Raw genomic sequence first — 21,810 nt, 5'->3', positions numbered from 1 at the left:
TGAGAACGGAGGGAGTAATAATGGCAAAAGGAAAACCCCATATAAACTTGGTCTTTATCGGCCACGTTGATCACGGAAAGTCCACGACGGTTGGTAGGTTGCTCTTCGATACTGGCAACATTGATGAGCAGACGTTGAGAAAGCTCAAGGAAAAGGCGCAAGAGCTTGGAAAGAGCGGTTTTGAGTTCGCGTTTGTTATGGACAATTTGAAGGAGGAGCGCGAGCGAGGTGTTACGATTGACCTCGCGCACAAGAAGTTTGAGACGGATAAGTATTACTTCACCATTATCGACGCGCCCGGGCACCGAGACTTCATTAAGAATATGATTACTGGTGCCTCCCAAGCTGACGCGGCGGTGTTGGTTGTTGCTGCAAATGATGGCGTTATGGCTCAAACGAAAGAGCACGTATTCTTGTCGAGGACGCTCGGTGTTGGGCAGCTCATCGTTGCAGTGAACAAGATGGATATGCAGAATTATGATGAGGCTCGGTTCAAGAAAGTCGTTGAGGACGTTTCTGCGTTGCTCAAGTCTGTTGGGTTCAAGCCGGAAGACGTCGCGTTTGTCCCTATTGCGTCTCTCCCCGGGGATAACGTGGCGAAGAAGACGGATAAGATGGGTTGGTATTCCGGCCCGACGCTTCTCGAAGCGATTAACAACCTCAAGGAGCCGGAGAAGCCTACTGACTTGCCGCTTCGCTTGCCGATTCAGGACGTGTACAATATTACCGGCATCGGTGTCGTTCCTGTCGGTCGCGTTGAGACCGGCATTTTAAAGGTGGGGCAGAAGGTTATTGCTATGCCCGGCAGGGAAGGCAAAGGTGTTCGTGGTGAGTGCAAGTCTATTGAGATGCATCATGAGCAGCTTCAGCAGGCAGAGCCGGGTGACAACGTTGGCATCAGCGTTCGTGGATTTGGGAAGAAGGACGTTGCCCGAGGGGATGTCATCTCTGATGAGTCAAACCCAGCCACTGTTGCGCAGGAGTTCACAGCGCAGATCGTCGTGCTCAACCACCCCAACGTTATCACCGTGGGGTACACGCCGGTTTTCCACATTCACACAGCGCAGGTCGCGTGCAGGTTTGAGAAGATTGAGAAGAAGCTCAACCCTGCTACTGGTGAGGTTTTGGAAGAGAATCCTGACTTCATCAAGAATGGTGACGCTGCTATTGTGAAGATCAGGCCTGTGCAGCCGTTGGTCATTGAGAAGCAGAAAGATATTCCGCAGCTTTCCCGGTTTGCTATTCGCGATTCCGGGCAGACCGTCGCTGCTGGGATGTGCATTGATCTTGTGAAGAAGCAGTAAGGAGGTTGCTTGCTTCGCAGGGTTTGAAAAAGAAATTTTTTTGTTATTTTGTTCATGTGACCATGGCAAGCACATGTCTTGTTGCATGAGAGGGTAAGGAAATGCAAAAAGCGCGCATTAAGTTAGCAAGCACCGATATTGACAAGATTAATCAGACGTGCGAGTATATCAAAAATATTGCTGAGAAGACAGGTGTTGTGATGCGCGGTCCGATTCCTCTTCCTCGTAAGAAGTTGAAGGTCACGACGAGGAGGTCTCCTTGTGGTGATGGGACGGCGACGTGGGAGCGGTACGAGATGCGGATTCATAAGCGGCTCATTGATCTCGCATTGGATGAGCGTGCGCTTCGTTTAGTGATGCGTGTTCCTATTCCTGAAGGGCTTAATATTGAGATTGAGATGATTGATTCTTGAGATGATTTTGTTTTCTCATTGGCAGGGCGCGTTTTGGTTTGGCACGTTTAGCAAGAAGGGGGTTGGCACGTCGGGATTTTTTTGCTGTTGCCGTGGTCGCATAGCCTGGTATTGCGCGAGACTGGAAAAGGCAAGGCAGCACCTTGCGGGTGTTTTGCGTTGTTGTTGAGGCATCTCGTCCCTTTTGGGATCCCCGGTTCGAATCCGGGCCACGGCGTTTTTCTTTTTTCAGTTTCTTTGTTTTTTCTCCTTTTTTTGGAAGGACACGTTAGTATGCAAAAATCCGTAAGATTTAAAAACGAGAAGGTATGTTAATAGTTTGGAGAGATATGGAAATCACCTTCGTCGCAAAAAAGGACTTTCTATTGTCTCTCCCCCTGCTGGCTGCGCTGGCAGGGTTTTTTCCTGTTGAGCGTCACGTGTTCGGAGAGTGGTGTTGAGGATGATTGAGTTGGGAGGTAATATTGTGCTGGTTGGGTTTCGCGAGCGAGACCCTGCTGAGTTAGTGGTGGTTAAGAAGATTGTTGGTTCTTATGCAAGGAAGCTTGCTGATATGAAAGGAGATGGGTTTCGTAAGTTGACCGTGACGATGAAGCCCGTGCACAAGCAGGAGGGGTCGGAGAAGTTTGAAATTCATGTGAAGGCAGAGCTTGATGGGAAGACTGAGACGGTCATCTTGACCGATCATAATTTGTTTGTTGTTCTTGACGCCGCGCTAAAAAAGCTTCTCTCTGCGGTTTCTTTAAAGTAATTAGGTGATTGTAGGCTGTTAATTGAAGGTTTTCTGAGAAACTACGTTTTTTCAAGAAGAAACGTTGAGTACATTGTTGTTTTGAGCAGGCGCTTCACTGCGTTTCTCGTGTGCTCTGGGAGTGTTGCTTTTTTGGGGAGGTTGTTTCTTTCTTAGCAGAGGTTTTTTTGTTTGCTTGCTCTTTGGGTTTTTCTTTGCTGTCTCCTTGTTTTTTTGTGCTATTGTGATCCTCAGTTTTTTTCGGTGTTGCGGCAGAGGTGGCGGGTGGCGTTTCCGTTTCTGTTGGTTTGAGGGCTCCTGTGAGCTTGTCTTTGAGGGTTCCACCTTTTTCTGTTTTAGGGGCTGGCTTTACAGCGTCAACCCACGCCGTCCCTGCGAGTTCGACTTTGACGATGTCGTCTTCTTTGAACGCCGTTACGGTGACTTTTCCTGGAGGGTTGCGGATGCCTTGCTTCCAGACTGTTTTATTGAGTTCTTGTCCAATACGTACTGCTTCCGCATTTTTTGCGTTCATGTGACGGCTGATGAACGCTTTGATTGTGCGTATTGCTCGGTTTGCTCTGGCATGCTTTGGCTTGGTTATGAAGCTCTTGCGTAGCGGAATGGTGTAGGTCCGCTCCGTTGTTTTGTTTTTTTGTTCTGCCATTGCCTTATTTTACGCTCGTTCGTATTTTTTTAGACTTTTTTGAGTTTGTTTCTTCGCCAGCTCCTCTTCACTTCAGTGTGTCGCCCTGGGTGGATGCGTCTTCCCTTCCCGTAAATTTTTGGCACCGTCCAGAAGGGCGCCCAGCGGGTTTGTTTGCTGTGCTTGATGAGGCGTTGTTTTCTGTTGGCGTGTTTGTACGTTGCCATGAGTCTCGCGTGTTTTTTTCGTTGTGTTTTTCTTGATGCTTTTTTTGTGAGTGTGTATTTTCGGAAGAGAGGTTGTGTATTTGTTTTTTTTATGCTTCCGCTTGACTTGACTCTTTCTTTGTAGGTTCTGTACTTTGATGTGTTTGTTGGTTTTGTTCCGCCTGTTTTGTTGGCTCTGGTGCTTTGTGTTTTTTGTGAGTTGCTTGCGTTGTTTGTGGGGTTTTTTGTTGTGTGATAGGCGTGGACTTTTTTGATTCTTTGATTTCCTTTGCTGTTTGATGGAGGAGGAGAAGTCCCTTTTTTGTGATGACTCTTCCTTTATGGGTTCCCTTTTCTCCTTTTGCAAGGTATCCTGCCTTTTCGAGTTGCTGGAGGATGTGTCTGATGATGCTTCCCGAACCTTTGGTGAAGTGTTCCGGCTTAACGCCTCGGTTACCTTTTCCTCCGTATTTTATTCTGAGCTTTTCCGTGCCGATAGGACCTCTGAGGCAGACGGTGCGAAGGATGGCTGCGGCGCGGATGGTCCACCAGTCGGGATGCGCGGGTGGCCGCTCTTTATGGGCGCCTGTTTTTACGAAGGATGCCCAGCTAGGAGGAGTTATGTCTTTTTTGAGTTTTTTTGCTGTTGCTTCAATGAGCGTGTTCGTTGGTACCGTTTGGAGCAATGGGCATCACCTTGTTTTTTTCTTGAAATTTTTTTTCTTCTTTTTTTGGTAGGGCATAAATAGTTGTATTCTTGGATTTTGCAACCCTAAAAGGGTTTTGTTCACGCTTCTCTCGCCTCATTCGTGGGTAGGGAGTACCGGGAGAGAATCGCGTGCCCGGCGGACAACTCACTCGACGAGAGCCCAGGTTTATTTATAAAGGTAACGGTTTTGTAGAAGAGGGTACGAGGGCCTTTGGCAGGGCTTATGAAGAGAAGGCGGAGGTGTCAACAAGATGGGGTGTGTAGGAGACGATGTCCCAACGGTTTTTTAGAGCTGTGCACTCATCGGTATAGGTTACTTTGTGTTGGCTGATTCTGGCGAGGACGTCTTTTCCAGGAGTGCAGGTGGCTTGAGGCTGGGCCTTTGCTGGTGCGGTGTTAGCGTGGTATTGCGTAGACGGCTCCGCTATTGCCTTTCCTGTAAGAGGAGAGTGTGTGCTCGCTTGGCCGGTCTTAGCGCTTATTGCTTGGTTTTTTGCTTGTATGGTGAGGGCTACGAGGATGACCATAGCCGTTATCGCTACGACGGCGAGGAAGGCATTTTTGTCCATATTGCTGCTTAAGGCGTCTCTGCTTTAAATAACTTTCGCCTGAACGCTGAGCATAGCGGGCTTGGTTGTGTTGAGCGTGATCGGAGAGAGATGCACGCGGATTCAGCGTACGAAGCGAAGGAGGCTTTGGTACGTTGTCGAGTAGGTGAGAACGCCAGTTTCCAGACCTGCTGCGATGAGGAGAATGAGCAGGGCGACGAGGAGGAGGAGCATGTTGTAGGCGAACACTTTGTTGAAGCGTTTGCTGTCGAGGCGTTCCAGAACAACATCTTTTGAGATGGTTCCGCCAGAGATCGCTGCCATAATATACGCTAGCGCTTCAAGAGTCATGTGGGGAAGGACAATGGCAAGGATGGTGAAGAAAAAGCCGAGGGGGTGGGCTGTTTCAAAATAGCGAGAGAGGTTTTTTGCGAGCCAGCCAAAGATTGTCCCCCATACGGACGCGTTCCAGGTAATAAGGAAGACGGCTCCATCACCGGTGATGAGCGCGAGGAAGAAGCACGCGGCAAGAACGCTGAGGTTGTTGAAGAAAATTTTGGAGTAGAGGCACGTCATGCTTGGGAAGGAGTTTGCTGGGAGGCGGCGAAGGGAGGCGTCTTCACAATAGATTCCTCTTGAGACGAGTCCTGAGAGTCCTCCCCTGTCTGCCGCGTTCCCTGTTGATGTGCGAACGCTGAGTTGCTTTGAGAACAGCCGGTTGCTTTCGAAATCGCTGAGGAACATGGTCAGGACCGCGTAGGTGAAGAAAATGCTGAAAAAAAGGACAAGGTAGAGTCTGAGAAGGTCCTTATTGTCTTTGTAAAGATTTTTAAGTGTTATTCTTCGTTCAGCTTTTTCCTTCCTTTCTTCAGTTGAAAAGAGTTTGTAGAGTTCGGGAAGGATGAGAAGGGAGATAAACGCGACCGAAACGAGCGCGGGGTCTTCTGGAAAGAGGAGTTTTGCGAGAAAAATGCCAACAACTGAGTAGACGATACCGACGATGAATGCGTAGAGGGGGCGCCGTTCAAGAACCCGTTCGGGTAGGAGTTTTTCTAGAACCATACCTGTGCATTTTTGCAAAGGAGTTTTTTAAATATTTTCTTTTCGGTGTTGTTCCTGCGCTGTCCTCTCGCAGACGTTGAACGCATAGAAAAGTTTATAAATCTCTTAAGGAGAGAAAGAGTTTGTTGCAGTGTTTGTGAAAACGCATAAAAAGCCGGCCTTGAGAAGCAGGATTGGCCTGCCCCTCTCTTGGATGTTGCCCTTTGTTTTGGTTTATTCGTTGGGAGCGCGGCTTGCGGCGAGGTGGAACGAATGAAACGCGGAGCATTAAATTTGAGTATTCAAGCAATCGTTATTCTTGTTATGGCGATGATTTTGCTGGGGCTGGGGATTGCGTTTATTAGGAATTTCTTCGGAAGCCTCGAGGAGAACACGGCAAGCGCCATTGCAGTGGCGAAGATCGGTCTTGACCCGAACGCCAACGACCCGCTTGTCATCCGGCAGGGAAATGATTTTCGCATTAAGTCAGGAAAGAGTAAAAAGTTAGAAGTTGGCCTCTATAACGGTGGCGAGGGCGCTGTGGATGTGGGGATTTTCATTGGGAACTGCGTCACGGGCGAGGACCCCGCGTACAAGCCCATTCCTCGGATGACGACGCTGCACCAGCGCGTTGAGAAGGGGCAAAAAGCCGGGTACAGCATTTTTGTGAACGCGAAGAACATTGATGATCCTGCCTTGGGGGATATTGCAGGAAAAGATATCCTTCCTGGCGAGTATATTTGTAGTTTGCAGGCGGTGAAGTTTGATCCCGTGACGAATTCGTACACGGACGAAGTGGTTGTTGAGCGCCAGATTACGATGAGTGTTGAACGATGACGACGAAGCTAGTGCTCTCTCGTGAGGAGGAGTTCCAGATTTTGAAGCTTGTTTTGGATAAGTTTCTCTGGATTGGTACCTTTCTCGTCTTGCTTGGTCTCTGGCAGCTCTTGGTGAGTGACGAGCAGACGTGGCTTTGGCTTTGGTTGTTCTTTGGAGGGATTTGTTTGTTCTTCTTTTTCTTGGTTCTCCTTCTAAAATGGTTTCACGTGAGACGGTGAGGTAGTGTGATGAGGTGTTTGCCGTGGAAGAGCTACAACCAAGATGAGTGTAGCGCTGCGCGGGCAAAGAGGTCTTCGTTGGCTCGTTCAGTGCCGCGCCGGGGGGAACGGCGGTTCTCGCGCGGGTTTGCGCTCTCCATTACTTCCCTTGTCGTGATTATTTTAGGTTTGGTTATTTTTGGAAGCAGCCTTCTTATTTTGCGCAAGGTCATGTGTGCTGGTGAGGTCGTTGAGTGTTCCGTGACGAATGAGATGGCACAGCGAATGGAGCGCGAGTTGGGGAGGGGTGAGATTATTTTCTTGCCGTACTTGTCGAAAAGCGCTGGTAGTAGTGGGCTTGTCCATTTCTTTTCGTGTTCTGAGCGTTGTGTTGACTTGCCCGTCTTCCCAGTGGGTTTTCGGAACGTGTTCACTACGCCTGCTCAGACGCGGTTTAGCGTCGTGGTCGATTTTGCGGGTTTTTCGCCGTTGCATGAAGGATCTGCTACGTTGCCTGCGGGGGTTGACCCGCAGGAGTGGGTTGTGATGATTGATCGTGATTATGTTTTGTCGTTTAACGAGAATGCGCAAATGGTGTTCTTGGTTTCTGTGCCTTCCGACGCGCCGAGGGGGAAGTACAGCTATACGGTTTACGTGTGCTACTACGCTGTCGGGCCTGGGGGGGTGGACTGCCCTGGCAGGGCTGGTTTTAAGGTGTACGATAGTCCCCGGACGGTTCATGTGAACGTGAACTAGTTCATGATGTCGTAGTGAAGGGGTGCGTTTTTGAAGACGCTTGAAGAAGACGTTTGAAGAAACGGCTGTCCTGGGCGCTTTACTGTCTTTGAACGCGCTTGTGTTCCTTGTCGTCCTTGTTGGTATTATTTTTTGTAAGGTTCAAGGAGTTCTTCGAGGACGCGGCCGGGATCTGGGTTGTTGGCGATGTGGCTTGCGATGAGCACGCCTTGTGCGCCGAGGCTGAGTGCAGTGGTGACGTCCTCGGCTGATTTAACGCCGGCGCCTACGAGGAGTTGTTCGCAGTTGGTGTGGTTGATGACTTTGTGTACGGCTTCTGTGATGATTTCTGGTTTGGCTTGGCTGACAGAGACTTCTCCTCCGATGAGTTCGGGTGGTTCGAGCGCTATGCAGTCCGGGTTGAGGGCGTCTATTGCTGCTGCAACGTCGGGGGAGTTCGCGCAGGCAACGACAAAGAGTCCTGCTTCTTTTGCGCGGTGGATTGTTTCCTCTAGAACGTCTATGCCAAGCCGGTGCTCTGAGTGGTTGAGGAGGGTTCCTCTCGCCCCTGCTGCTTTGACGGATTCTGGTGTTATCCATCCTGTGTGGCTTCCTTGTTTGAATGGATCAACGTGCTGGGCGTAGATGGGGAGGGTTACTTCGCGCGCGACTTTGGCTATGTCTGTTGCTTGGACTGCCAAACGCAGGTCGACGAAGTAGTTTCGGGCAACTCGCTGGCAGAGTCGAGCCAGCCTAACGGCTTGCTCCCCTGTTGCGAGGGGGTATGTTTTAAAGTTAATGATGACGATGGGAGGCGCGTTCTTCTTTTGCTTGGCGCTGGGAGGTTTTGTTCTGTGAGCTGGTTTGGTTGTGGTGTTCATTTGTGCTTCTTTATTTGATAGGTGCTTTTATGTTTTTTCTTTTTTTCGATGACGTACTCGGCGAATTTCGCGCGTTCACGGCGAAGGTTTTTGCTCGGTTTTCCTGCTTTTTTTCGGAATGGCCGGTGTTTTCCACGGTTTTCCTCTAATAAGCGCCACTGCAGCGATAAGCACCATGAGGAGGGAGAGTGCCTGGCCGGTGCTGATTCCAAGCCAGCGCGGATCGTCGCGAAAGAAGTTGACGAGGAAGCGCAAGAGGCCATAGAGGAGGATGAAATTCCAAAAAATAAAGCCTTCTTTGTAGGAGGTCTTAACGTAGGAAGTGTTAACACGCAGTTTGGAGGGTGCCGTGTAGCTTGCCTTGTGGCTTGTTTTGCGTGATCGCCTCGGTTGCGCGCTTCTTGCTTGCCTGCGAGAGAGAAAAGCGAGAATGCCGAAGATGAGCAGGTTTTTTCCTGCTTCGTAGAGTTGGCTGGGGTGGCGGCAACCGCCGGGAGGGTTGGTGAGGTAGGGGTTGGTGCTCCAATCGATACACCAAGGAACAGAAGTGAGTGTTCCGACGAGTTCGCCGTTTGCGAAGTTCGCGATGCGGCCGAAGAAGAGGGCGAGGGCGGCGGGGAGTGCTGCAGCGTCGGCGAGGGAGAGAAAGGATACGTGGTGTTTTTTGCAGAAGATGAGTGCGGCGATGATCATGCCTGCGAGGGCGCCGTGGAAGGACATGCCTCCTTCCCAGAGGGCGAGGAAGGTGAGCGGGAACCGGAGCGGGTCTGCTGTGATGAGGTCTGGGCGGTAGATGCCAAAAAACACGGTTCGAGATCCAATAATCATTGCTGTGATGAGCCAGAGAAGAAGCGTCTCTACTTGTTCTTCTCGCAGGCCCGGAATGGTTCCTCGCTTGGCTGCACTCTTGAGGTAAACATAGCCTGCGAGGAAGCTGAGTGCATAGACGAGCCCGTAGAGCCGTATGGTAACTGGGCCGATGCTGAAGATCGTTGGTGGCAGCCAAATCATGAGCGGGTAAGGCGGGTTTCTCGATGGTGGCGCGTGGTGGCGCGTCTCGGTCTTTGGGTTATTTTTGTTCTCGTCCTGCGCTTACGGGTAGGACGTGTTCGAAGAGGCGTTGGTCTCGTCGAGTGAGATCGCGTCAAGGAGTGTCTGAAGGTTTTTTTCTTGGGTTCGTTCCTTCATGATTTTTTTGAGGTGGGAGGTGTCTCGAGAGAAGTGGATTGTGCGAAGGCCATCATTGCGGTAGAGTTCTTGTATGGACGTGTAGTCTTCGCTGAAATGTTGTTCCACAAGCGCTCTTGCTTCTCTGCGTCCTCTTGCGAGGACCAAGCTTCTGCGTTTGAAAAGGAGGTTGCAGTGGGGGCAGAAGTAGCCGTGGGCATTTGTTCCTCTCACGTCGCCGTTGCAGAGCGGGCATGCTTTGTTCAGCGTCTTTACGTGGGTTCTTGCGTGTGTCATAGGTCTTGCAGGCGTTCCCTGCCTGAGCGATTGGCAATGGACAATGGCTGGTGGCGGCGATGTGTTTTGCTTTCGTGTTGCAAGGCGTCGCTCGCGCTTCGTCTCTCCCTCGCGTTCCTTCGTTAGTCGTCTTCTTTAGTCGAGTTCGATTTCGAGGCCTCCGAAGAGGAAGGAGAGCCCGTTGTACACGACTCCAACGATTGCGCCGGTGAGAAAGCCTATAACGCCGCCGAGGACGGGCATGATGATGAGCGCGCTGTAGTTGAAGTCTTCGAGGATGCTTGTTGTGTAGCCTTCGCCGAGTGCGCGGGCTCCTTCTTCCACGCTGCCGCCGATTGATGCTGCGAGGTATATGAGAAAGATTGCTGAAACAAGGCCGAAGAGGGCGAAGAAGACAGTAGTATATTTTGCAAGGCTCATGGGGTTAACGCGTCGAAGGATTGCCATATGGACCGCCTCTCTTTTCTCTTTAATTCTGTATTTAAATAGTTATCGCTTTTTTGGAGCATCGTCGAGGGCGAAGCGGTGGCGCGTCTTCGTGCTTGTTTTCGTTTGGCAGTTATGTTTCTGCTCGACGAAAAGTTTTTAAGGGATGTGCGAGGCTCTCTGGGCGGCCGAAGTGAAGTTGTAAAGGTGATTAGTTGTGGCGGTAAATTTCAGGTTTAGAGTTGTTGAAGAGCAGATGCGTCAGTTCTGGAAGCGTATTGATCTTCTTAAGAAGCTCGAGGCGCAGAACAAGGGTGGCAAGGCGTACTTCTTGTTGGATGGGCCTCCTTACGCGAATGACGCGCCGCATATTGGCCACATTAGAAACACGATTTACAAGGATTTGTATTTGCGTTTTGCTCAGTTGCAAGGGAAGGACGTGCTCTTCCAGCCAGGGTTTGACACGCACGGATTGCCTATTGAAAACAAGGTTGAGAAGAAACTGAAGCTCAAAAGCAAGAAGGATGTTGAGAAAATAGGTATTCGGACGTTCATGAACGCGTGCAGGGAAAACGCGACGATGAACAAAGACGTGTGGATGGAAACGTATGAGTTGCTGGGGTCGTGGTATGCGTGGAAGGAGCCGTACTTGACGTATGATAACTCGTACATTGAGTCGGCGTGGTGGGGGTTTAAGCAAATTTGGGAGAAAGGGCTGGTGTATGAGGGAACAAGGCCGGTTCATTGGTGTCCTCAGTGCCAGACGTCTCTTGCAGGGTATGAGACTACCGACAGCTACAAGAATGTTTCTGACCCTTCCGTTATTGTCAAGTTCAAGGTGAAAGGGAAGGAGGATGAGTTTCTCTTAGTGTACACGACAACACCGTGGACGCTGCCTGCCAATGTTGCTATCGCTGTGCATCCACAAAAGACGTATGTGCGGGCCAAGACGAAAGAGGGCGTCCTTATTCTGGCTAAGCGTCGTTTGGAGCTCTTGGACGAGATGGGCTTGGCGTACGAGGTTTTGGAAACGTTTCCCGGTAGCGAGTTGGAGGGCGTTGCGTATGAACCGTTGTTGGATGTTCCTTGTCAGAGGCGCCTCGCAGACGATCCAAAGGCGCTGCGCGTGGTGATGTCTCTTCGCTTGCTCAAGCAGCGTGTCGCTAGCAAGGTAGGAACGAAGAAGCGCGTTGCGAGCAAGGATCTTTTTGAGGATTTCGTTACGGACGAGGAGGGTACTGGGCTTGTTCATACCGCGCCGGGGCATGGAAAGACGGATAATGAAGTTGGGAAGCATTACGGGTTGCCTGAGTTGAGCCCTGTTGACGAGGAGGGGAAGTTAACAGCGGATGCTGCTCCCTTTAACGGAACGTTTGTGAAAGACGCTGATCATGATATTGCTGAGCATTTGCACAAGGAGAAGAAGCTGCTCAAGTACGAGCGCATTGAGCATAGCTATCCTCTTTGTTGGCGTTGTAAGTCTCCTTTGATTTTTCGATTGAGCCGGCAGTGGTTTATCAAAATTGATCCCTTAAAAGACGCGATGCTCTCGTCGAATGATCGTGTTTGCTGGCAGCCGTCGTTTGCTAAGGAGCGGTTCGCGTCGTGGGTTGCCAACGCTGAGGATTGGAATTTTTCCCGTCAAAGGTTTTGGGGGATTCCCCTTCCTATTTGGAAGAGCGAGGACGGTGAAGAAGTGGTTGTGGTGGGTTCTCGCGAGGAGTTGGAGGCCCTTGCAAAAAAGCCGCTCCCTGCTCATTTTGATTTGCATGCGGCAAGCGAAGTGGTGCTTCGCTCGCGGAAGACTGGAAAGGAGTTGCGGCGCACAAGCGAGATTTTTGATGTGTGGTTTGATTCTGGTGTTGCTCCGTTTGCGTCCCTGGGATTTCCGTTCAAGGGGAAAGTGTGTTTTGAGAAGCACTACCCTGTCGACAGAGTGAATGAGTCGCAAGATCAGATTCGCGGGTGGTTCTATTCGCTTATGTTTTGCGGAATGGCTGTCTTTGGCAAGGCGCCGTACAAAACCGTTTCTATGCCCGGGTGGGTTTTGGACGCGAAAGGAGAGAAGATGTCCAAGTCGGTCGGCAATGTTGTTAGTGCAAAGGATGTTTTGAAGCGGTTGGGTGCTGATCCGGTTCGGTTTTATTATTGTTGGAACGTGGCGCCGTATCAGGTTGAGCGTTTTAACGAGGAAATTATTACTGGAGAAGTGTTTAAGTTCTTCTCAATTTTTTGGAACTTGCATGAGCTCGTCTTGGGGAAGGAGCGGGAGGAGAAGGTTCGCCTGCCTGAGGTGAAGCCGCAAGCGCTTGAGGACGAGTGGGTGTTGTCACGGCTCAAGACGGTGACGAAGCTCGTGGTCGAGGGTATTGAGGCGTTTGAGCTTCATCAAGCAGGGAGGGCGTTGTTTGATTTTGTCGTGAACGATTTGAGCAGGGGGTATGTGCAGTTTGTCCGGGAGCGCTTGGAACATGAAGCGCAGCCTTTGAGCATTCTTGCAGCGTGCTTGCAACGCGTTTGCGTTCTCCTCGCGCCGATCTGTCCTCATATGAGTGAGAAAGTGTATCAGGATCTTGCACGAGTGCTCCCTGCAAAGGAGTCTGTTCATTTAGAGCGCTACCCCGCTGCGGGACCGGGGGGGGATAGTGCTGTGGAGCGCTTGTTTGCCGTTGGTCAGAGCGTGTTGCAGGCGGGTTTAGCGTGTCGCGACGAGGCGAAGAGGGGTGTTCGCTGGCCGTGCAAAGAGCTTGTCGTAATGTCCGAGCGCGAAGAGGTGAAGTCAGCTGTTGAGACGCTCTCGCCCCTTTTGCAACGGCAGTTGAATGTGAAGTCTGTTGTGGTGCGAAACGTGCCCTTGCGTGTTTCTTTCAAGCCGAACTATCGGGAGCTTGGCAAGGCGTTTGGAGAGCAAACGGGTGATGTGCTTACCTTGCTCAAAAAAGAAGAGGCAAAGGTGGTGCAGGCGCTTGAGAAGGCGGGTTTAGGAATAGGCAGTGCAAAGAAGGAGGGTGCGGAGAGGGACGGTCCTGCCGGCAGCGGGGTTTTGTTCTCCCTCGGCGGCTTCGCATTCAGGCAAGAGTTTTTTGAGATTGAGCTCGTTCCTCCTGGGGGGTTTGTTCTTGCGAAGATGGATGATGGTGTGGTATTGCTCAACGTGGAGGAGGATCCTGAACTTGAAGCTGAAGGGTTTGCCAGGGAGGTTGTCAGAAGAGTGCAGGCGCTTCGCAAGCGAGAGGGTCTCTCGAGGGAGCATAAAATTGTTCTGACCGTTGTCACCTCTGCTTGTGGTGAGCTTTCCTCTTGGAAGGAGTATTTGCAAAAGAAAGTTGGCGCGGAGCGTTTAGAGTTGCTGGATAGGCCTCCGAGGGGGTTTGCGCCCTTGGAGCGTTTTGCTATAAAGGGGCGTGACGTGGCTGTCTCTTTTGATCGGTTGTAGTCGTTTATTTTGGAGAAGCAGTGGTCGGCGTTGTTTCTTGCTGAAATCTCGAAGGAGAAAACTATAAATAGTGGTTGTTCACTCATAGGATTTAATTGTTTTTCAAAAGTTTTAGTTGGGGGGATGTTTATTGGCAAAACAGGGTGGCTTAAAAGTTGCTGTTGATACTCCTCTTGCTGAAATTACGCTGAGAAAGTATGAAAAGCCAGGGCTTGCTAGGCAGCGTGAGTTGGTGAGAAAGATTTGTCTGAGTTTAGGACTTCTTCAGCCGGGTGATTCGAGAGACGTGATGGTTGATGTCCTGCATGTGATGCTCGACGCGAAAGAGGAGTTAACGTCGGCGCAGATTGAGAAGCGTGTTATTGAGTATCGGAAGAAGGCAAAGCTTCCTTTGTTGGGAATCGCTCCGTCTAACATTCGGCGGCAGTTGTTGAGGTTGCGCGATTTGTTTCTTGTAGAGAAGGTTCGTTCAACGTACAGAGTGAAAGAGAACGCGCCGCTCTTGCAGATTTTTGAGGAGCATATTGAGAAGTATTTTCTTGCGGCCATTCTCAACAGGATTAAGGAGTTTTTATCTCTTGCTGATAAGATGTTTCCGCGAAAGGCAGAGTAATGAGAAGGAGCGGGTTTTCAAGAACGTTTTTTTGTTGGTTGGTAGGGGGTTTTGTTGATGTCATCGGGAGTGTATGAGCCAAGGGAGGACTCTTTTCTCTTGCGCAGGCATATTCCCTCCTATGCGAAGGGTCGCGTGCTGGATATGGGGACGGGCTCGGGCGTCTTGGCTGTTGAGGCTGCAAAGTTCGCCAAGGAGGTCGTCGCTGTTGACGTGAACCCCGAGGCGGTTGCTGCGCTACAAGAACGCGTGGCTCATTCGCTCCAGAACGTTTCCGTTGTGCAGTCGGATCTTTTCTCGAGGGTGAAGGGCCAGTTTGACTGCATCCTTTGCAATCCGCCTTACCTCCCCCTCGAGCGCGGGTATGAAGATCTTGCTTTGGATGGGGGCGTTGAGGGGTGGGAGTGGAGTGCGCGGTTCGTTCGCGAGGCGAAGGCATTTCTTCGACCGCAAGGCAGTATCTTGCTCGTTGCGAGTTCTCGGAGCAGACCGAAAAAACTGGAAGCTGTTTTTCGGCATGAGGCTTTCGCGTTTCAGTGCATAGACGCGGTCACGTTTGATTTCGAAGAGGTTTTGTTATATGTGCTTCGTCATGATGCCCCTGATGCGTTGCATTGGGGGAAGCGCAGTGTGGTGTTTCGTGCTACACGTCAGGGCAGGCGTGTGGCGGTGAAGCGGGCAAGAACCCCTCGCTTTCGTGGGCACCTTTTGCATGAGGCTCGTGTCTTGGAGGAGGTGAATGCGCTGGGGATTGGTCCTTCTCTTCTGGGTGTCGGCGGTCCTCCTTGGCTGGAAAACAAGGTGGTTGATGAGTTGGCGTTGGAGTGGATTGATGGCGTTCGTATTGGTGCCTTCTTGTTGACGCACACGGCCAAGGAGCTTGTTCCGGTTTTGCGCCTTGTGTTCCGTCAGCTTTCCATCCTTGATGATGCTGGTTGGGAGAAGGGCGAGATGACGAACCCGTACAAGCACATCTTGGTTCGTGGAAATGTTCCTGTTCTGATTGATTTTGAGCGTGCTAGAAAATCTGTGAGGAGAAGAAATGTGACGCAGTTCTGCCAGTACCTTTGTTGCAAGGGCGTGCTTCCCGTGTTACAAGAGAAAGGTTTGGCCGTGAGGGTTGGTGCAGTGCGGGAGGTGATGCGGGCTTATGCGAAGGGCTCGGCGACGGTGGAGGATGTTTTGGGGGTTTTTGGCTTGAAGGAGTGAACGGATTGAGGGAAGGAGGTTGGCCGGAGAATTGAAGTTCGAAGCAGGGAGCAAAGCATCGCGTGCCGATGGGATGTTTTCGTGGGTTGTTGCACGGGTTGGTGTCAAGAAGCGTTGTTCTTCAGATTGCTTTTTTCTTCTTGACTTTTTTTATTTCTTTTTCTAATTCAAGGCGCGAGAGGAGTTCTTTGTAGCGGTTGCGGATGGTTACTTCCGTTACGCCGGCCACGTCGGCCACTTCGCGCTGAGTTCTTTTTTCGCCGTTGATAAGTGCGGCTACGTAGAGCGCCGCCGCGGCGATGCCGGTGGGTCCTCGTCCTGAGGTGAGTTCGACATCTTGCGCCTCTTCTATGATTTCAATGCTTCTGCTCTGTGTCTCGGCGGTGAGTTTCAGGGCGCTGGCAAAGCGGGCGATGTAGTCTGCAGGGTTGCTTGGAAGGATTTTAATGCCGAGTTCTCGTGTTATGAACCGGTACGTTCTTCCTATTTCTTTTTTCTCTATGCCTGACGCTTCGCTGAGTTCGTCAAGGGTTCTTGGGACGTCGTGGCGTCTGCAGGCGGCGTAGAGCGCGCCGGCGACGACTGACTCCATGCTTCTGCCGCGGACGAGTCCTTTTTGGACTGCGAGGGTGTAGATGCGGGATGCTTCTTCCTCTACCGAGCCGGGTAGTTTGAGGTAGCTCGAAACGCGTTTTAGTTCCGAGAGGGCGAGTTTGAGGTTTCGTTCAATGGCCGTGCTAATGCGCTGCTGCCATTTGCGGAGGCGGAAGAATTTGTTCTTGGTTTTGCCTCCGAGTTGGTAGAGGTCTTCTTTTCTGCCTACGTCGGTGCCGAGGCCTTGGTCGTAGTGCGTGTAGCTGATGGGCGCTCCTGTTCTTCGTTTCTTTGCTGCAGCTTCAGAGTCGAATTCTCTCCATTCTTGGGTGAAGTCGACCATTTTGTCTTCGACGACGAGGCCGCAGTCTCGGCAGATGATTTCTCCTTTTTCTTTGTTCCAGAAGAGGTTGATGCCGCCGCATTCCGGGCATTTTTTGACAAAGCTCATGGTGGTGTTTGTTCCTCCTTTTCTTCTCGTTTGGATGCTTGTGTTTTGTTGGTTTGCTGGGGTGGTTTTTGTTTTCGCTTGGTGGCTTGGTGCTCGCGTTTCCTCCCCTTCTGCTCTTGGGAGGGGGGGGTTTTTGGCGGGTTTGGTGTTGTACGTGCTGCTCGGGTTAATTTCGATGTTTCACAAGCTATAGTGCAAAAATATAGATTTAACCCCCGATAAATTTAAATAGGAGAACAGCAAGTCATTTATAAACTTTTCGCTAGGTTCGTTCTGTTCATCCTTGGTGTGTTCAGACAAGGCTGTTTTCTTAAAACGAACTCGGTAGAATACGCAAGCAGAGTAGGACGGCAAGATGGAGAGGAACAGAGATAAATTAGTAGGATTTGCTCTTCCCCTCAGGGTTTTAAAGCAGCCTGCTAAGCCCGAAGGGCGTTGCAGGAGTGTTACGGTGCAGGGGATTCAGAAGAGCATTTTTCCTCACTTTCGAAAAAATTCTTTGATATCACCCACCCTTTCGAACACATTTACTGTAAAGTAGTAAACAATCGAAAAGTTTATAAAGTAAGTGCGCCTCCCCACCCGTATGCTCGAATACTTAGACGAAAAAGAGGGAATCCTCACCTTCCTCAGCGGTGTTGCAGCGCTTGCTTGCGCAGGATGGTTTGCTTCTGATTATGTTAGAAGAGAAGCAGGACCGGAAGTTGAGTTCTTGAGAGCAGCGTCTGCCTATTTGCAAGAATATCAAGGAGAAACTCCGAAAGAGGCCATTGATTTTACACTACGAACGCTTCAGCTAGTAGAACAAAATGATGCATTCAAGAAGGACGTGAGTGCATTAGAAAAGGAATTGCTAGAGATACGCGACCAAATTGGAGAGTCCAGAAGACCATATATTTTCCGACCTGTTTTGGACAATGTGGAAGAACAAATAGAGCGCATGTTAAAAGATAAAGCCAGACCAGAAGAACCACTATACCCTGTATGTCTGGGTTTGCTAGGAGCGATTGGTTTGGGGCAGATGGGATTTGGCAGTTATGTTCTAAGAAGCGAAGCGCGTCAAAAGAAGAAGTTTTATGAAAATTTACGTTCTCTCGTACAAGACGCTCAAGCAGAAGGTGCAGGTTCTCCATATACGTCTCAAACATTGAGACAGGAGTCTGAGACGTAAGCACGAGTGTTTTTCTGGGCACAAGCGTTGCGCGTTCGTCGATGTTTGGCGTTGGTGGCTTTAGAAGCGTCCGAGGGGAAAGTGCTGTGTTGTTTCAAAACCGAGAGCGAGAAAACACAAAACATTTTAAAAGGTGTCTTGTTCAAAGGAAGCCATGCGCGGGTGTCGTGGTTCGAAAAGAGGTGAGCGTTGTGAGTGCCGAATGGGGAGCCGGATCGGCAGCCGTTCCCGGGCGGCCGGCGGCTTTGTTCGGGCGGTGGTTCTCTGTTGCTCTTTCATACTTGCGCCCCTGCCCCTTCGGGGAAGGTGTTGGCAGAAGAGAGGGCAGGCGTGGTCGATGGATTTGGTCATTGCTGTTTTCGTGTTTCTGCTCTTAGCAGGCGTTGTTTTAACGCTCATCCTCACTCCTGATGATGTTGAGAAGGAGGTGACAACGCTACGAGTGTCGTCTGACCGCCTTGCTGAAAAACTTTCGGTGGGGCCGAATGCAATAATACGAAATGGCGAGGTTGACCTTGAGCGCTTGGCGCAGCTGAGCGAGTTGAGTTTTCCTGAATTGCAAGAGCTCTTTCAGGAAGAACATCCGTTTTGTATTTCTCTTGAAAACAGTGACGGGGAGCTCATCACCATTGCAAAGCGGACTGGCGTGGGTAGTGACGAGTTGCTTATTTCTGGGACGCCGTGTGGCGAAGTTCTCGATTGTGATGAGGATGGTGACGGTCAGCTCTCGGACGTGGTGGATTGTGGCGGGGTTGATTGCAATGATAACAATCCGTACATTAATTCCTTTGCCGCGAGCGAGTATTGCGATTGCAATCCTTCCACGCCCGCGCCTCCCAGTACGGGGTACGCGCAGGGCAGGCCAGAGATTTGTAATAACGGGATTGACGAAGATTGCGATGGCACGCCAGACAATGGGTGTCCCGCGCTCCCGTCGCCTCCGAGTATTGATAGTGTTCAAATTGTTCCGTTCCCGACCGCTTTGAGTTCTGAGGACTTGACTTGCCAGGCGGTGAATCCTCAGGACCCGAATGGCGATTTCATCATCCTTGCTGGGTCGTGGAGGTTGTTGAGTGACCAGCAGCTTTGGGATTTTTTCTTTCCTATGACGAAGCCTTCAAATCCTGCTGACACGACAGTCGTGGATGTGAGCGGGCGGGGGAATGATGGACGGCTGCGCACTGCGTTGTCTGCGAGACGCCCTTCTTTTGAGGAGCAGTTGGGAAGCAGGCTTGGCGTGCTTTCTTTTGAAGGAAACACGTCAAGGGGGCATCATTGGCTTGAGGTTGAGTCCCCAGACCTCGATTCTACTCAGGACCAGAGAGATTTTTCTTTTGCGTTGTGGGTGTATCAGAAGGATTATGCCGACCCGCAGGGAAGAGGTCTTGTGTATCGTAATGAGAGTTGGCGGGTGTTTTCGAATAGTTCGACAATTTATGTGGAGCGGTACCAGTATAGCTGGGGGGAGACGTTCCCTGCAGGCGCAGCCATACCCTTGAATACGTGGACGCATTACGCTGTGACGTTCCAGCGGGTGAGTGGGCCGCCGACGCCCCAGGCTAACCTCTCTCAATTCATTAACGGTGTTTTGGTCAACACGACGATCATCCCGTATGGAAGGATGCGCCCTCCGCCCAACGTGAATAATGAGCGCGAGAGAATGTATATTGGAACGGGCCATCGGGGCATGAACGACTGGAATGGCTCAATTGATGACGTTATCTACGTTACTCGCGCGTTGTCTCCCGAGCAGATTTTGCTCCTGGCGCAGGGGAGGAGTGATGTCCTGAGTGGAGCTGAAACGTTGAGCGGGGAAGATTGGTTGTGCATGCTCACGCCTCTTGATGCAACAGGGTTGATTGGTTCTGCAAAGGAAACAAACAACCCCACGTCGATTTCATAGGCGTTGATGACTTGTTTGTTGTTCTTGTTTAGGGGTGATGGAAGAGTTTTTGGGAACAAAAAAGTATTTATAGAGCCAGTAGTTATAGAGCTCGTGCTTGACGCGATGTTGTGCAGGGTTTGATAAAGGTTTTCGCGTTCAATGGTTCAGACAAGACGCAAGAAGGATGGACGGCGGAGCGTTCAAAGGGGTGCCCCTCGGCGTGGCGGGCGCGTTAGGAGAGGGAGCAAGCGCCATCCTTCCTCCGCAACATCGAGAGATGCTAGCGATTTGCTCAGGCAGCTTCCGTTCGTCTCAGAGCGCCCCGATCATAATTTCGCTCTTATCTTGGTTGTTCTTGGGCTCGGGCTTTTGCTGACGTGGTTGGCTTTGGGTGGTTTGCAGAGTCCGCGAGGCGTTGCTGCGCTTGAAGAGTCCGGCGATTTGATTGCAAAGCGATTGGCCATGGAGCATGCTATTCGGGAAGACGGCGTTGATCTTGAGGCATTGAAGGCTATTGCTGAGATGGATTACGAAGAGGTCAAGCAGGAATTAGGTGTTCAAGAAGACTTTTGCATTGTGGTAGAGGACGCCGAGGGACGTGTCATCCCCATTGGTGAGAAAGTTGGTATTGGGAGTGACGAGTTGCTCGTTGGCGGGGTGCCGTGCGGGAGGCCGACATGAGCGTTCTGGTGTTGCTTCTTTTAAGCTTCTTGACAGCGAGCGGGTTTTTTCTGGGCAGGGTGTTGTTTGTTTGGGCGGGGGAGGAAGTCGCGTCTGGATTGTTTTTTTTCCAAATTGGGTTCTTACTCTCCTTGGGCGTGTCCGTTCTTTTTTTCGTCTTGAAGCTTGGCGGCCTTGCTAGCTTGCTTGAGGTGCTCTCTGCATTTTTTGTTTCTTTGCTTTGCAGAGGGAGTGTTGTTGCGCTGCAAATTTCTCGACAGAAAAAATCTCGAACGTTCTTCCTTGAAGCGGTTGCGTGGTGGCTGCTCATCTCGGTCGTGGTGTTTTTGTCGTAACGGCTTGTTGGCGTGGATGGAATCCTTGTGCTTCGTTGGTCAAAACGGGTTGCGGGGAGAATAAGGTTTTTAAAGAAAGCGGGGTTCGTTGAGGAGCAGTGTTTGTTTGCGCCCCCGTAGTCTAGTGGATAGAATACAAGGTTGCGGACCTTGAGGCCCGAGTTCGATTCTCGGCGGGGGCATTTGTTTTTTCTTTCCTCATTTCTGCGTGCGCCAGTTCTGCGTGGGCGGTTACGTGCTTCTTCTTTTCCGCTGCCTTTTCTTCGTTTTTGCGGGATGATTTTTTTCTTTTGGTTCTTTTGCCCTGTCTTGGTCTCCCCAGGTGATGTATGCGAGGTAGATGACGAGCAGCAGTTCCGCAAAGAGTACGATAGGCCTGAGGTAGCTTTGCAGATCGGTGATGGTGATGATGGTGCCGCCGAAGATGACGATGAGTCCTCCGAGAAGGAGCCCTGACCCAATCCATTCATTGACTGTTTTGCTGGGGGGGAGGAGAAGCCCTACGATGATGGAGAGTGCGCCGAGGAGTGCTGTGATGAAGAAGTAGATGAGTGCGTGGGTTTTCTTGGCTTGCGTAAATGCTTTGTTGCAGAAATCGCACGTGATGTTTCGGGGGCATCCGTCCTCTCCGAGTTGATCTCTTGGTATCCCGTCTTGATGGATGCATGCTTCACGCAACGCTTCCAAGCTTGCATTGTAGGGACAACGCTGCTGGGTTGTTGGTGGGAACGGTCTTGCTTGTCGTTCTTTGCAGAAGTCTTCATGCTCAGGCCAGGGGTAAATGGCTTGTACGAGGGTGAAGACAAACGCACTGTACAGCACTGCTATGACAAAGATGACAAGGTATTTTCGTGCTGAGATGGTGGCGGACGTCATGGTCGATGCGGTTGGGTGCGAATATGGGTTGGCGTGTTGGAGGTATGCGGTGCTTGCGAGGGCGTTTATGGTGGGTGTTAAGGGTGGTAACGAAGAGTGGAAGTGAACTGTGTTTTTATACTTTTTCTAAGGCGCTTCTTTTCGTTGTTGTTTTTCTCTTTCTTTTTTGTGTTTTTGATTGGAGCTGAGGCTAACCGGAGATTTTTAAACATGATTGTTTTGGCTGAAATTTTTTAGGCGTTTGTTCATGGTTGTTTGAACCCATAACCATAAGATATATAAAGAACCTTTTTCAATTACTCTTTTTGGTTGAGTGTGTTGGTTTGTTGCTTGGTGTCAAAAACCAAAAAGCATATAAATAAAAACACAGTTCACTTCCACTCTTCGTTACCACCCTTAACACCCACCATAAACGCCCT

At 50.6% G+C, this 21,810-nt stretch carries 25 protein-coding genes and 1 tRNA gene; 15 read left to right on the top strand and 11 right to left on the bottom strand.

Annotated features, from left to right (window positions below):
• Nucleotides 1-20 precede the first annotated feature (20 nt).
• The 3 genes from tuf to D6783_02245 all read left to right on the top strand — a co-directional run bounded on the left by tuf (nt 21) and on the right by D6783_02245 (nt 2,468).
• Nucleotides 21-1,304, top strand: coding sequence for a translation elongation factor EF-1 subunit alpha (gene tuf, locus D6783_02255; protein RME53360.1), 1,284 nt, complete (start codon nt 21-23; stop codon nt 1,302-1,304).
• A gap of 101 nt (nt 1,305-1,405) precedes the next feature.
• A complete protein-coding gene (locus D6783_02250; GenBank protein ID RME53359.1) occupies nt 1,406-1,717 on the top strand; it encodes a 30S ribosomal protein S10 in 312 nt (103 codons plus the stop codon).
• Nucleotides 1,718-2,159: 442 nt separating this feature from the next.
• The gene (locus D6783_02245; GenBank protein RME53358.1) at nt 2,160-2,468 is read left to right on the top strand and encodes a hypothetical protein; all 309 of its coding nucleotides are present in this window, start codon (nt 2,160-2,162) and stop codon (nt 2,466-2,468) included.
• 94 nt (nt 2,469-2,562) lie between these two features.
• On the opposite strand, the gene D6783_02240 is transcribed toward D6783_02245, so the two are convergent.
• From D6783_02240 to D6783_02225, 4 genes are all read right to left on the bottom strand, one after another.
• The gene (locus D6783_02240) at nt 2,563-3,114 is read right to left on the bottom strand and encodes a 50S ribosomal protein L31e (GenBank protein ID RME53357.1); all 552 of its coding nucleotides are present in this window, start codon (nt 3,112-3,114) and stop codon (nt 2,563-2,565) included.
• Between the two features lie 295 nt (nt 3,115-3,409).
• On the bottom strand, nt 3,410-3,985 hold the full coding sequence (locus D6783_02235; GenBank protein ID RME53356.1) for a 30S ribosomal protein S19e: 576 nt from the start codon (nt 3,983-3,985) through the stop codon (nt 3,410-3,412).
• 244 nt (nt 3,986-4,229) lie between these two features.
• Entirely contained in the window at nt 4,230-4,577 is a 348-nt protein-coding gene (locus D6783_02230; GenBank protein RME53355.1) for a hypothetical protein, read from the bottom strand.
• A 102-nt stretch (nt 4,578-4,679) separates the two neighbouring features.
• Nucleotides 4,680-5,618, bottom strand: a complete 939-nt coding sequence (locus D6783_02225; GenBank protein RME53354.1) for a stage II sporulation protein M — start codon at nt 5,616-5,618, stop codon at nt 4,680-4,682.
• A 309-nt stretch (nt 5,619-5,927) separates the two neighbouring features.
• Here D6783_02225 and D6783_02220 point away from each other — a divergent pair, with 309 nt between their 5' ends.
• Complete coding sequence (locus tag D6783_02220) at nt 5,928-6,434, top strand: hypothetical protein (protein ID RME53353.1); 507 nt, start codon at nt 5,928-5,930, stop codon at nt 6,432-6,434.
• A complete protein-coding gene (locus tag D6783_02215; protein ID RME53352.1) occupies nt 6,431-6,655 on the top strand; it encodes a hypothetical protein in 225 nt (74 codons plus the stop codon). The genes D6783_02220 and D6783_02215 overlap by 4 nt, the downstream gene beginning before the upstream one ends.
• Before the next feature lie 162 nt (nt 6,656-6,817).
• Here the strand turns inward: D6783_02215 and D6783_02210 are convergent, their stop codons facing one another.
• Entirely contained in the window at nt 6,818-7,129 is a 312-nt protein-coding gene (locus D6783_02210; GenBank protein RME53351.1) for a hypothetical protein, read from the bottom strand.
• On the opposite strand from D6783_02210, the gene D6783_02205 reads away from it, so the two are divergent.
• Entirely contained in the window at nt 7,124-7,390 is a 267-nt protein-coding gene (locus D6783_02205; protein ID RME53350.1) for a hypothetical protein, read from the top strand. The two genes, D6783_02210 and D6783_02205, sit on opposite strands and share 6 nt — an antisense overlap.
• A 125-nt stretch (nt 7,391-7,515) precedes the next feature.
• Here D6783_02205 and tpiA read toward each other — a convergent pair whose 3' ends face one another.
• The 4 genes from tpiA to D6783_02185 all read right to left on the bottom strand — a co-directional run bounded on the left by tpiA (nt 7,516) and on the right by D6783_02185 (nt 10,161).
• The gene (gene tpiA, locus D6783_02200) at nt 7,516-8,250 is read right to left on the bottom strand and encodes a triose-phosphate isomerase (GenBank protein ID RME53349.1); all 735 of its coding nucleotides are present in this window, start codon (nt 8,248-8,250) and stop codon (nt 7,516-7,518) included.
• A 75-nt stretch (nt 8,251-8,325) separates the two neighbouring features.
• Nucleotides 8,326-9,261, bottom strand: coding sequence for a prolipoprotein diacylglyceryl transferase (gene lgt / locus D6783_02195; protein ID RME53348.1), 936 nt, complete (start codon nt 9,259-9,261; stop codon nt 8,326-8,328).
• A gap of 81 nt (nt 9,262-9,342) precedes the next feature.
• The gene (locus D6783_02190; protein ID RME53347.1) at nt 9,343-9,714 is read right to left on the bottom strand and encodes a hypothetical protein; all 372 of its coding nucleotides are present in this window, start codon (nt 9,712-9,714) and stop codon (nt 9,343-9,345) included.
• Nucleotides 9,715-9,849: 135 nt separating this feature from the next.
• On the bottom strand, nt 9,850-10,161 hold the full coding sequence (locus D6783_02185; protein RME53346.1) for a hypothetical protein: 312 nt from the start codon (nt 10,159-10,161) through the stop codon (nt 9,850-9,852).
• A gap of 235 nt (nt 10,162-10,396) precedes the next feature.
• Here D6783_02185 and D6783_02180 point away from each other — a divergent pair, with 235 nt between their 5' ends.
• The 3 genes from D6783_02180 to D6783_02170 all read left to right on the top strand — a co-directional run bounded on the left by D6783_02180 (nt 10,397) and on the right by D6783_02170 (nt 15,398).
• Nucleotides 10,397-13,576, top strand: a complete 3,180-nt coding sequence (locus D6783_02180) for an isoleucine--tRNA ligase (GenBank protein RME53345.1) — start codon at nt 10,397-10,399, stop codon at nt 13,574-13,576.
• Nucleotides 13,577-13,706: 130 nt separating this feature from the next.
• Nucleotides 13,707-14,189, top strand: a complete 483-nt coding sequence (locus tag D6783_02175) for a hypothetical protein (protein RME53344.1) — start codon at nt 13,707-13,709, stop codon at nt 14,187-14,189.
• Between the two features lie 57 nt (nt 14,190-14,246).
• Nucleotides 14,247-15,398: a methyltransferase domain-containing protein gene (locus D6783_02170; protein ID RME53343.1), complete on the top strand. Its 1,152-nt coding sequence runs from the start codon at nt 14,247-14,249 to the stop codon at nt 15,396-15,398.
• 121 nt (nt 15,399-15,519) lie between these two features.
• Here the strand turns inward: D6783_02170 and D6783_02165 are convergent, their stop codons facing one another.
• Nucleotides 15,520-16,443, bottom strand: a complete 924-nt coding sequence (locus tag D6783_02165; protein RME53342.1) for a transcription initiation factor IIB — start codon at nt 16,441-16,443, stop codon at nt 15,520-15,522.
• Between D6783_02165 and D6783_02160 the strand changes: the two genes are divergently transcribed.
• The 6 genes from D6783_02160 to D6783_02135 all read left to right on the top strand — a co-directional run bounded on the left by D6783_02160 (nt 16,442) and on the right by D6783_02135 (nt 20,697).
• The gene (locus tag D6783_02160) at nt 16,442-16,636 is read left to right on the top strand and encodes a hypothetical protein (GenBank protein RME53341.1); all 195 of its coding nucleotides are present in this window, start codon (nt 16,442-16,444) and stop codon (nt 16,634-16,636) included. The genes D6783_02165 and D6783_02160 overlap by 2 nt on opposite strands.
• A gap of 393 nt (nt 16,637-17,029) precedes the next feature.
• On the top strand, nt 17,030-17,614 hold the full coding sequence (locus tag D6783_02155) for a hypothetical protein (protein ID RME53340.1): 585 nt from the start codon (nt 17,030-17,032) through the stop codon (nt 17,612-17,614).
• Between the two features lie 337 nt (nt 17,615-17,951).
• Nucleotides 17,952-19,517 (top strand): hypothetical protein, encoded by a 1,566-nt coding sequence (locus D6783_02150; GenBank protein RME53339.1) that lies wholly within the window; start codon nt 17,952-17,954, stop codon nt 19,515-19,517.
• A 141-nt stretch (nt 19,518-19,658) separates the two neighbouring features.
• The gene (locus D6783_02145; GenBank protein RME53338.1) at nt 19,659-20,180 is read left to right on the top strand and encodes a hypothetical protein; all 522 of its coding nucleotides are present in this window, start codon (nt 19,659-19,661) and stop codon (nt 20,178-20,180) included.
• Complete coding sequence (locus D6783_02140) at nt 20,177-20,515, top strand: hypothetical protein (protein RME53337.1); 339 nt, start codon at nt 20,177-20,179, stop codon at nt 20,513-20,515. Before D6783_02145 ends, D6783_02140 begins: the two co-directional genes overlap by 4 nt.
• A gap of 110 nt (nt 20,516-20,625) precedes the next feature.
• Nucleotides 20,626-20,697, top strand: a tRNA-Arg gene (locus D6783_02135).
• A 49-nt stretch (nt 20,698-20,746) separates the two neighbouring features.
• Here the strand turns inward: D6783_02135 and D6783_02130 are convergent.
• Nucleotides 20,747-21,391: a hypothetical protein gene (locus tag D6783_02130; GenBank protein RME53336.1), complete on the bottom strand. Its 645-nt coding sequence runs from the start codon at nt 21,389-21,391 to the stop codon at nt 20,747-20,749.
• Between the last annotated feature and the right edge of the window lie 419 nt (nt 21,392-21,810).

This window comes from Candidatus Woesearchaeota archaeon (assembly GCA_003694805.1).
Lineage (GTDB): Archaea > Nanobdellota > Nanobdellia > Woesearchaeales > J110 > J110.
The sequence above is the reverse complement of the archived record's forward strand: the minus strand, read 5'-3'. Positions and strand labels throughout refer to the sequence as shown.

Excerpts from the sequence above, each read along its gene's own strand:
- tuf (RME53360.1), top strand. The coding sequence starts at position 21 with ATGGCAAAAGGAAAACCCCATATAAACTTGGTCTTTATCGGCCACGTT.
- D6783_02250 (RME53359.1), top strand. The coding sequence starts at position 1,406 with ATGCAAAAAGCGCGCATTAAGTTAGCAAGCACCGATATTGACAAGATT.
- D6783_02245 (RME53358.1), top strand. The coding sequence starts at position 2,160 with ATGATTGAGTTGGGAGGTAATATTGTGCTGGTTGGGTTTCGCGAGCGA.
- D6783_02240 (RME53357.1), bottom strand. The coding sequence starts at position 3,114 with ATGGCAGAACAAAAAAACAAAACAACGGAGCGGACCTACACCATTCCG.
- D6783_02230 (RME53355.1), bottom strand. The coding sequence starts at position 4,577 with ATGGACAAAAATGCCTTCCTCGCCGTCGTAGCGATAACGGCTATGGTC.
- D6783_02225 (RME53354.1), bottom strand. The coding sequence starts at position 5,618 with ATGGTTCTAGAAAAACTCCTACCCGAACGGGTTCTTGAACGGCGCCCC.
- D6783_02220 (RME53353.1), top strand. The coding sequence starts at position 5,928 with ATGATTTTGCTGGGGCTGGGGATTGCGTTTATTAGGAATTTCTTCGGA.
- D6783_02215 (RME53352.1), top strand. The coding sequence starts at position 6,431 with ATGACGACGAAGCTAGTGCTCTCTCGTGAGGAGGAGTTCCAGATTTTG.
- D6783_02210 (RME53351.1), bottom strand. The coding sequence starts at position 7,129 with ATGCAACGGCGAAAAACCCGCAAAATCGACCACGACGCTAAACCGCGT.
- tpiA (RME53349.1), bottom strand. The coding sequence starts at position 8,250 with ATGAACACCACAACCAAACCAGCTCACAGAACAAAACCTCCCAGCGCC.
- lgt (RME53348.1), bottom strand. The coding sequence starts at position 9,261 with ATGATTTGGCTGCCACCAACGATCTTCAGCATCGGCCCAGTTACCATA.
- D6783_02190 (RME53347.1), bottom strand. The coding sequence starts at position 9,714 with ATGACACACGCAAGAACCCACGTAAAGACGCTGAACAAAGCATGCCCG.
- D6783_02185 (RME53346.1), bottom strand. The coding sequence starts at position 10,161 with ATGGCAATCCTTCGACGCGTTAACCCCATGAGCCTTGCAAAATATACT.
- D6783_02180 (RME53345.1), top strand. The coding sequence starts at position 10,397 with ATGCGTCAGTTCTGGAAGCGTATTGATCTTCTTAAGAAGCTCGAGGCG.
- D6783_02170 (RME53343.1), top strand. The coding sequence starts at position 14,247 with ATGTCATCGGGAGTGTATGAGCCAAGGGAGGACTCTTTTCTCTTGCGC.
- D6783_02160 (RME53341.1), top strand. The coding sequence starts at position 16,442 with ATGGTGGTGTTTGTTCCTCCTTTTCTTCTCGTTTGGATGCTTGTGTTT.
- D6783_02165 (RME53342.1), bottom strand. The coding sequence starts at position 16,443 with ATGAGCTTTGTCAAAAAATGCCCGGAATGCGGCGGCATCAACCTCTTC.
- D6783_02155 (RME53340.1), top strand. The coding sequence starts at position 17,030 with ATGCTCGAATACTTAGACGAAAAAGAGGGAATCCTCACCTTCCTCAGC.
- D6783_02150 (RME53339.1), top strand. The coding sequence starts at position 17,952 with ATGGATTTGGTCATTGCTGTTTTCGTGTTTCTGCTCTTAGCAGGCGTT.
- D6783_02145 (RME53338.1), top strand. The coding sequence starts at position 19,659 with ATGGTTCAGACAAGACGCAAGAAGGATGGACGGCGGAGCGTTCAAAGG.
- D6783_02140 (RME53337.1), top strand. The coding sequence starts at position 20,177 with ATGAGCGTTCTGGTGTTGCTTCTTTTAAGCTTCTTGACAGCGAGCGGG.
- D6783_02130 (RME53336.1), bottom strand. The coding sequence starts at position 21,391 with ATGACGTCCGCCACCATCTCAGCACGAAAATACCTTGTCATCTTTGTC.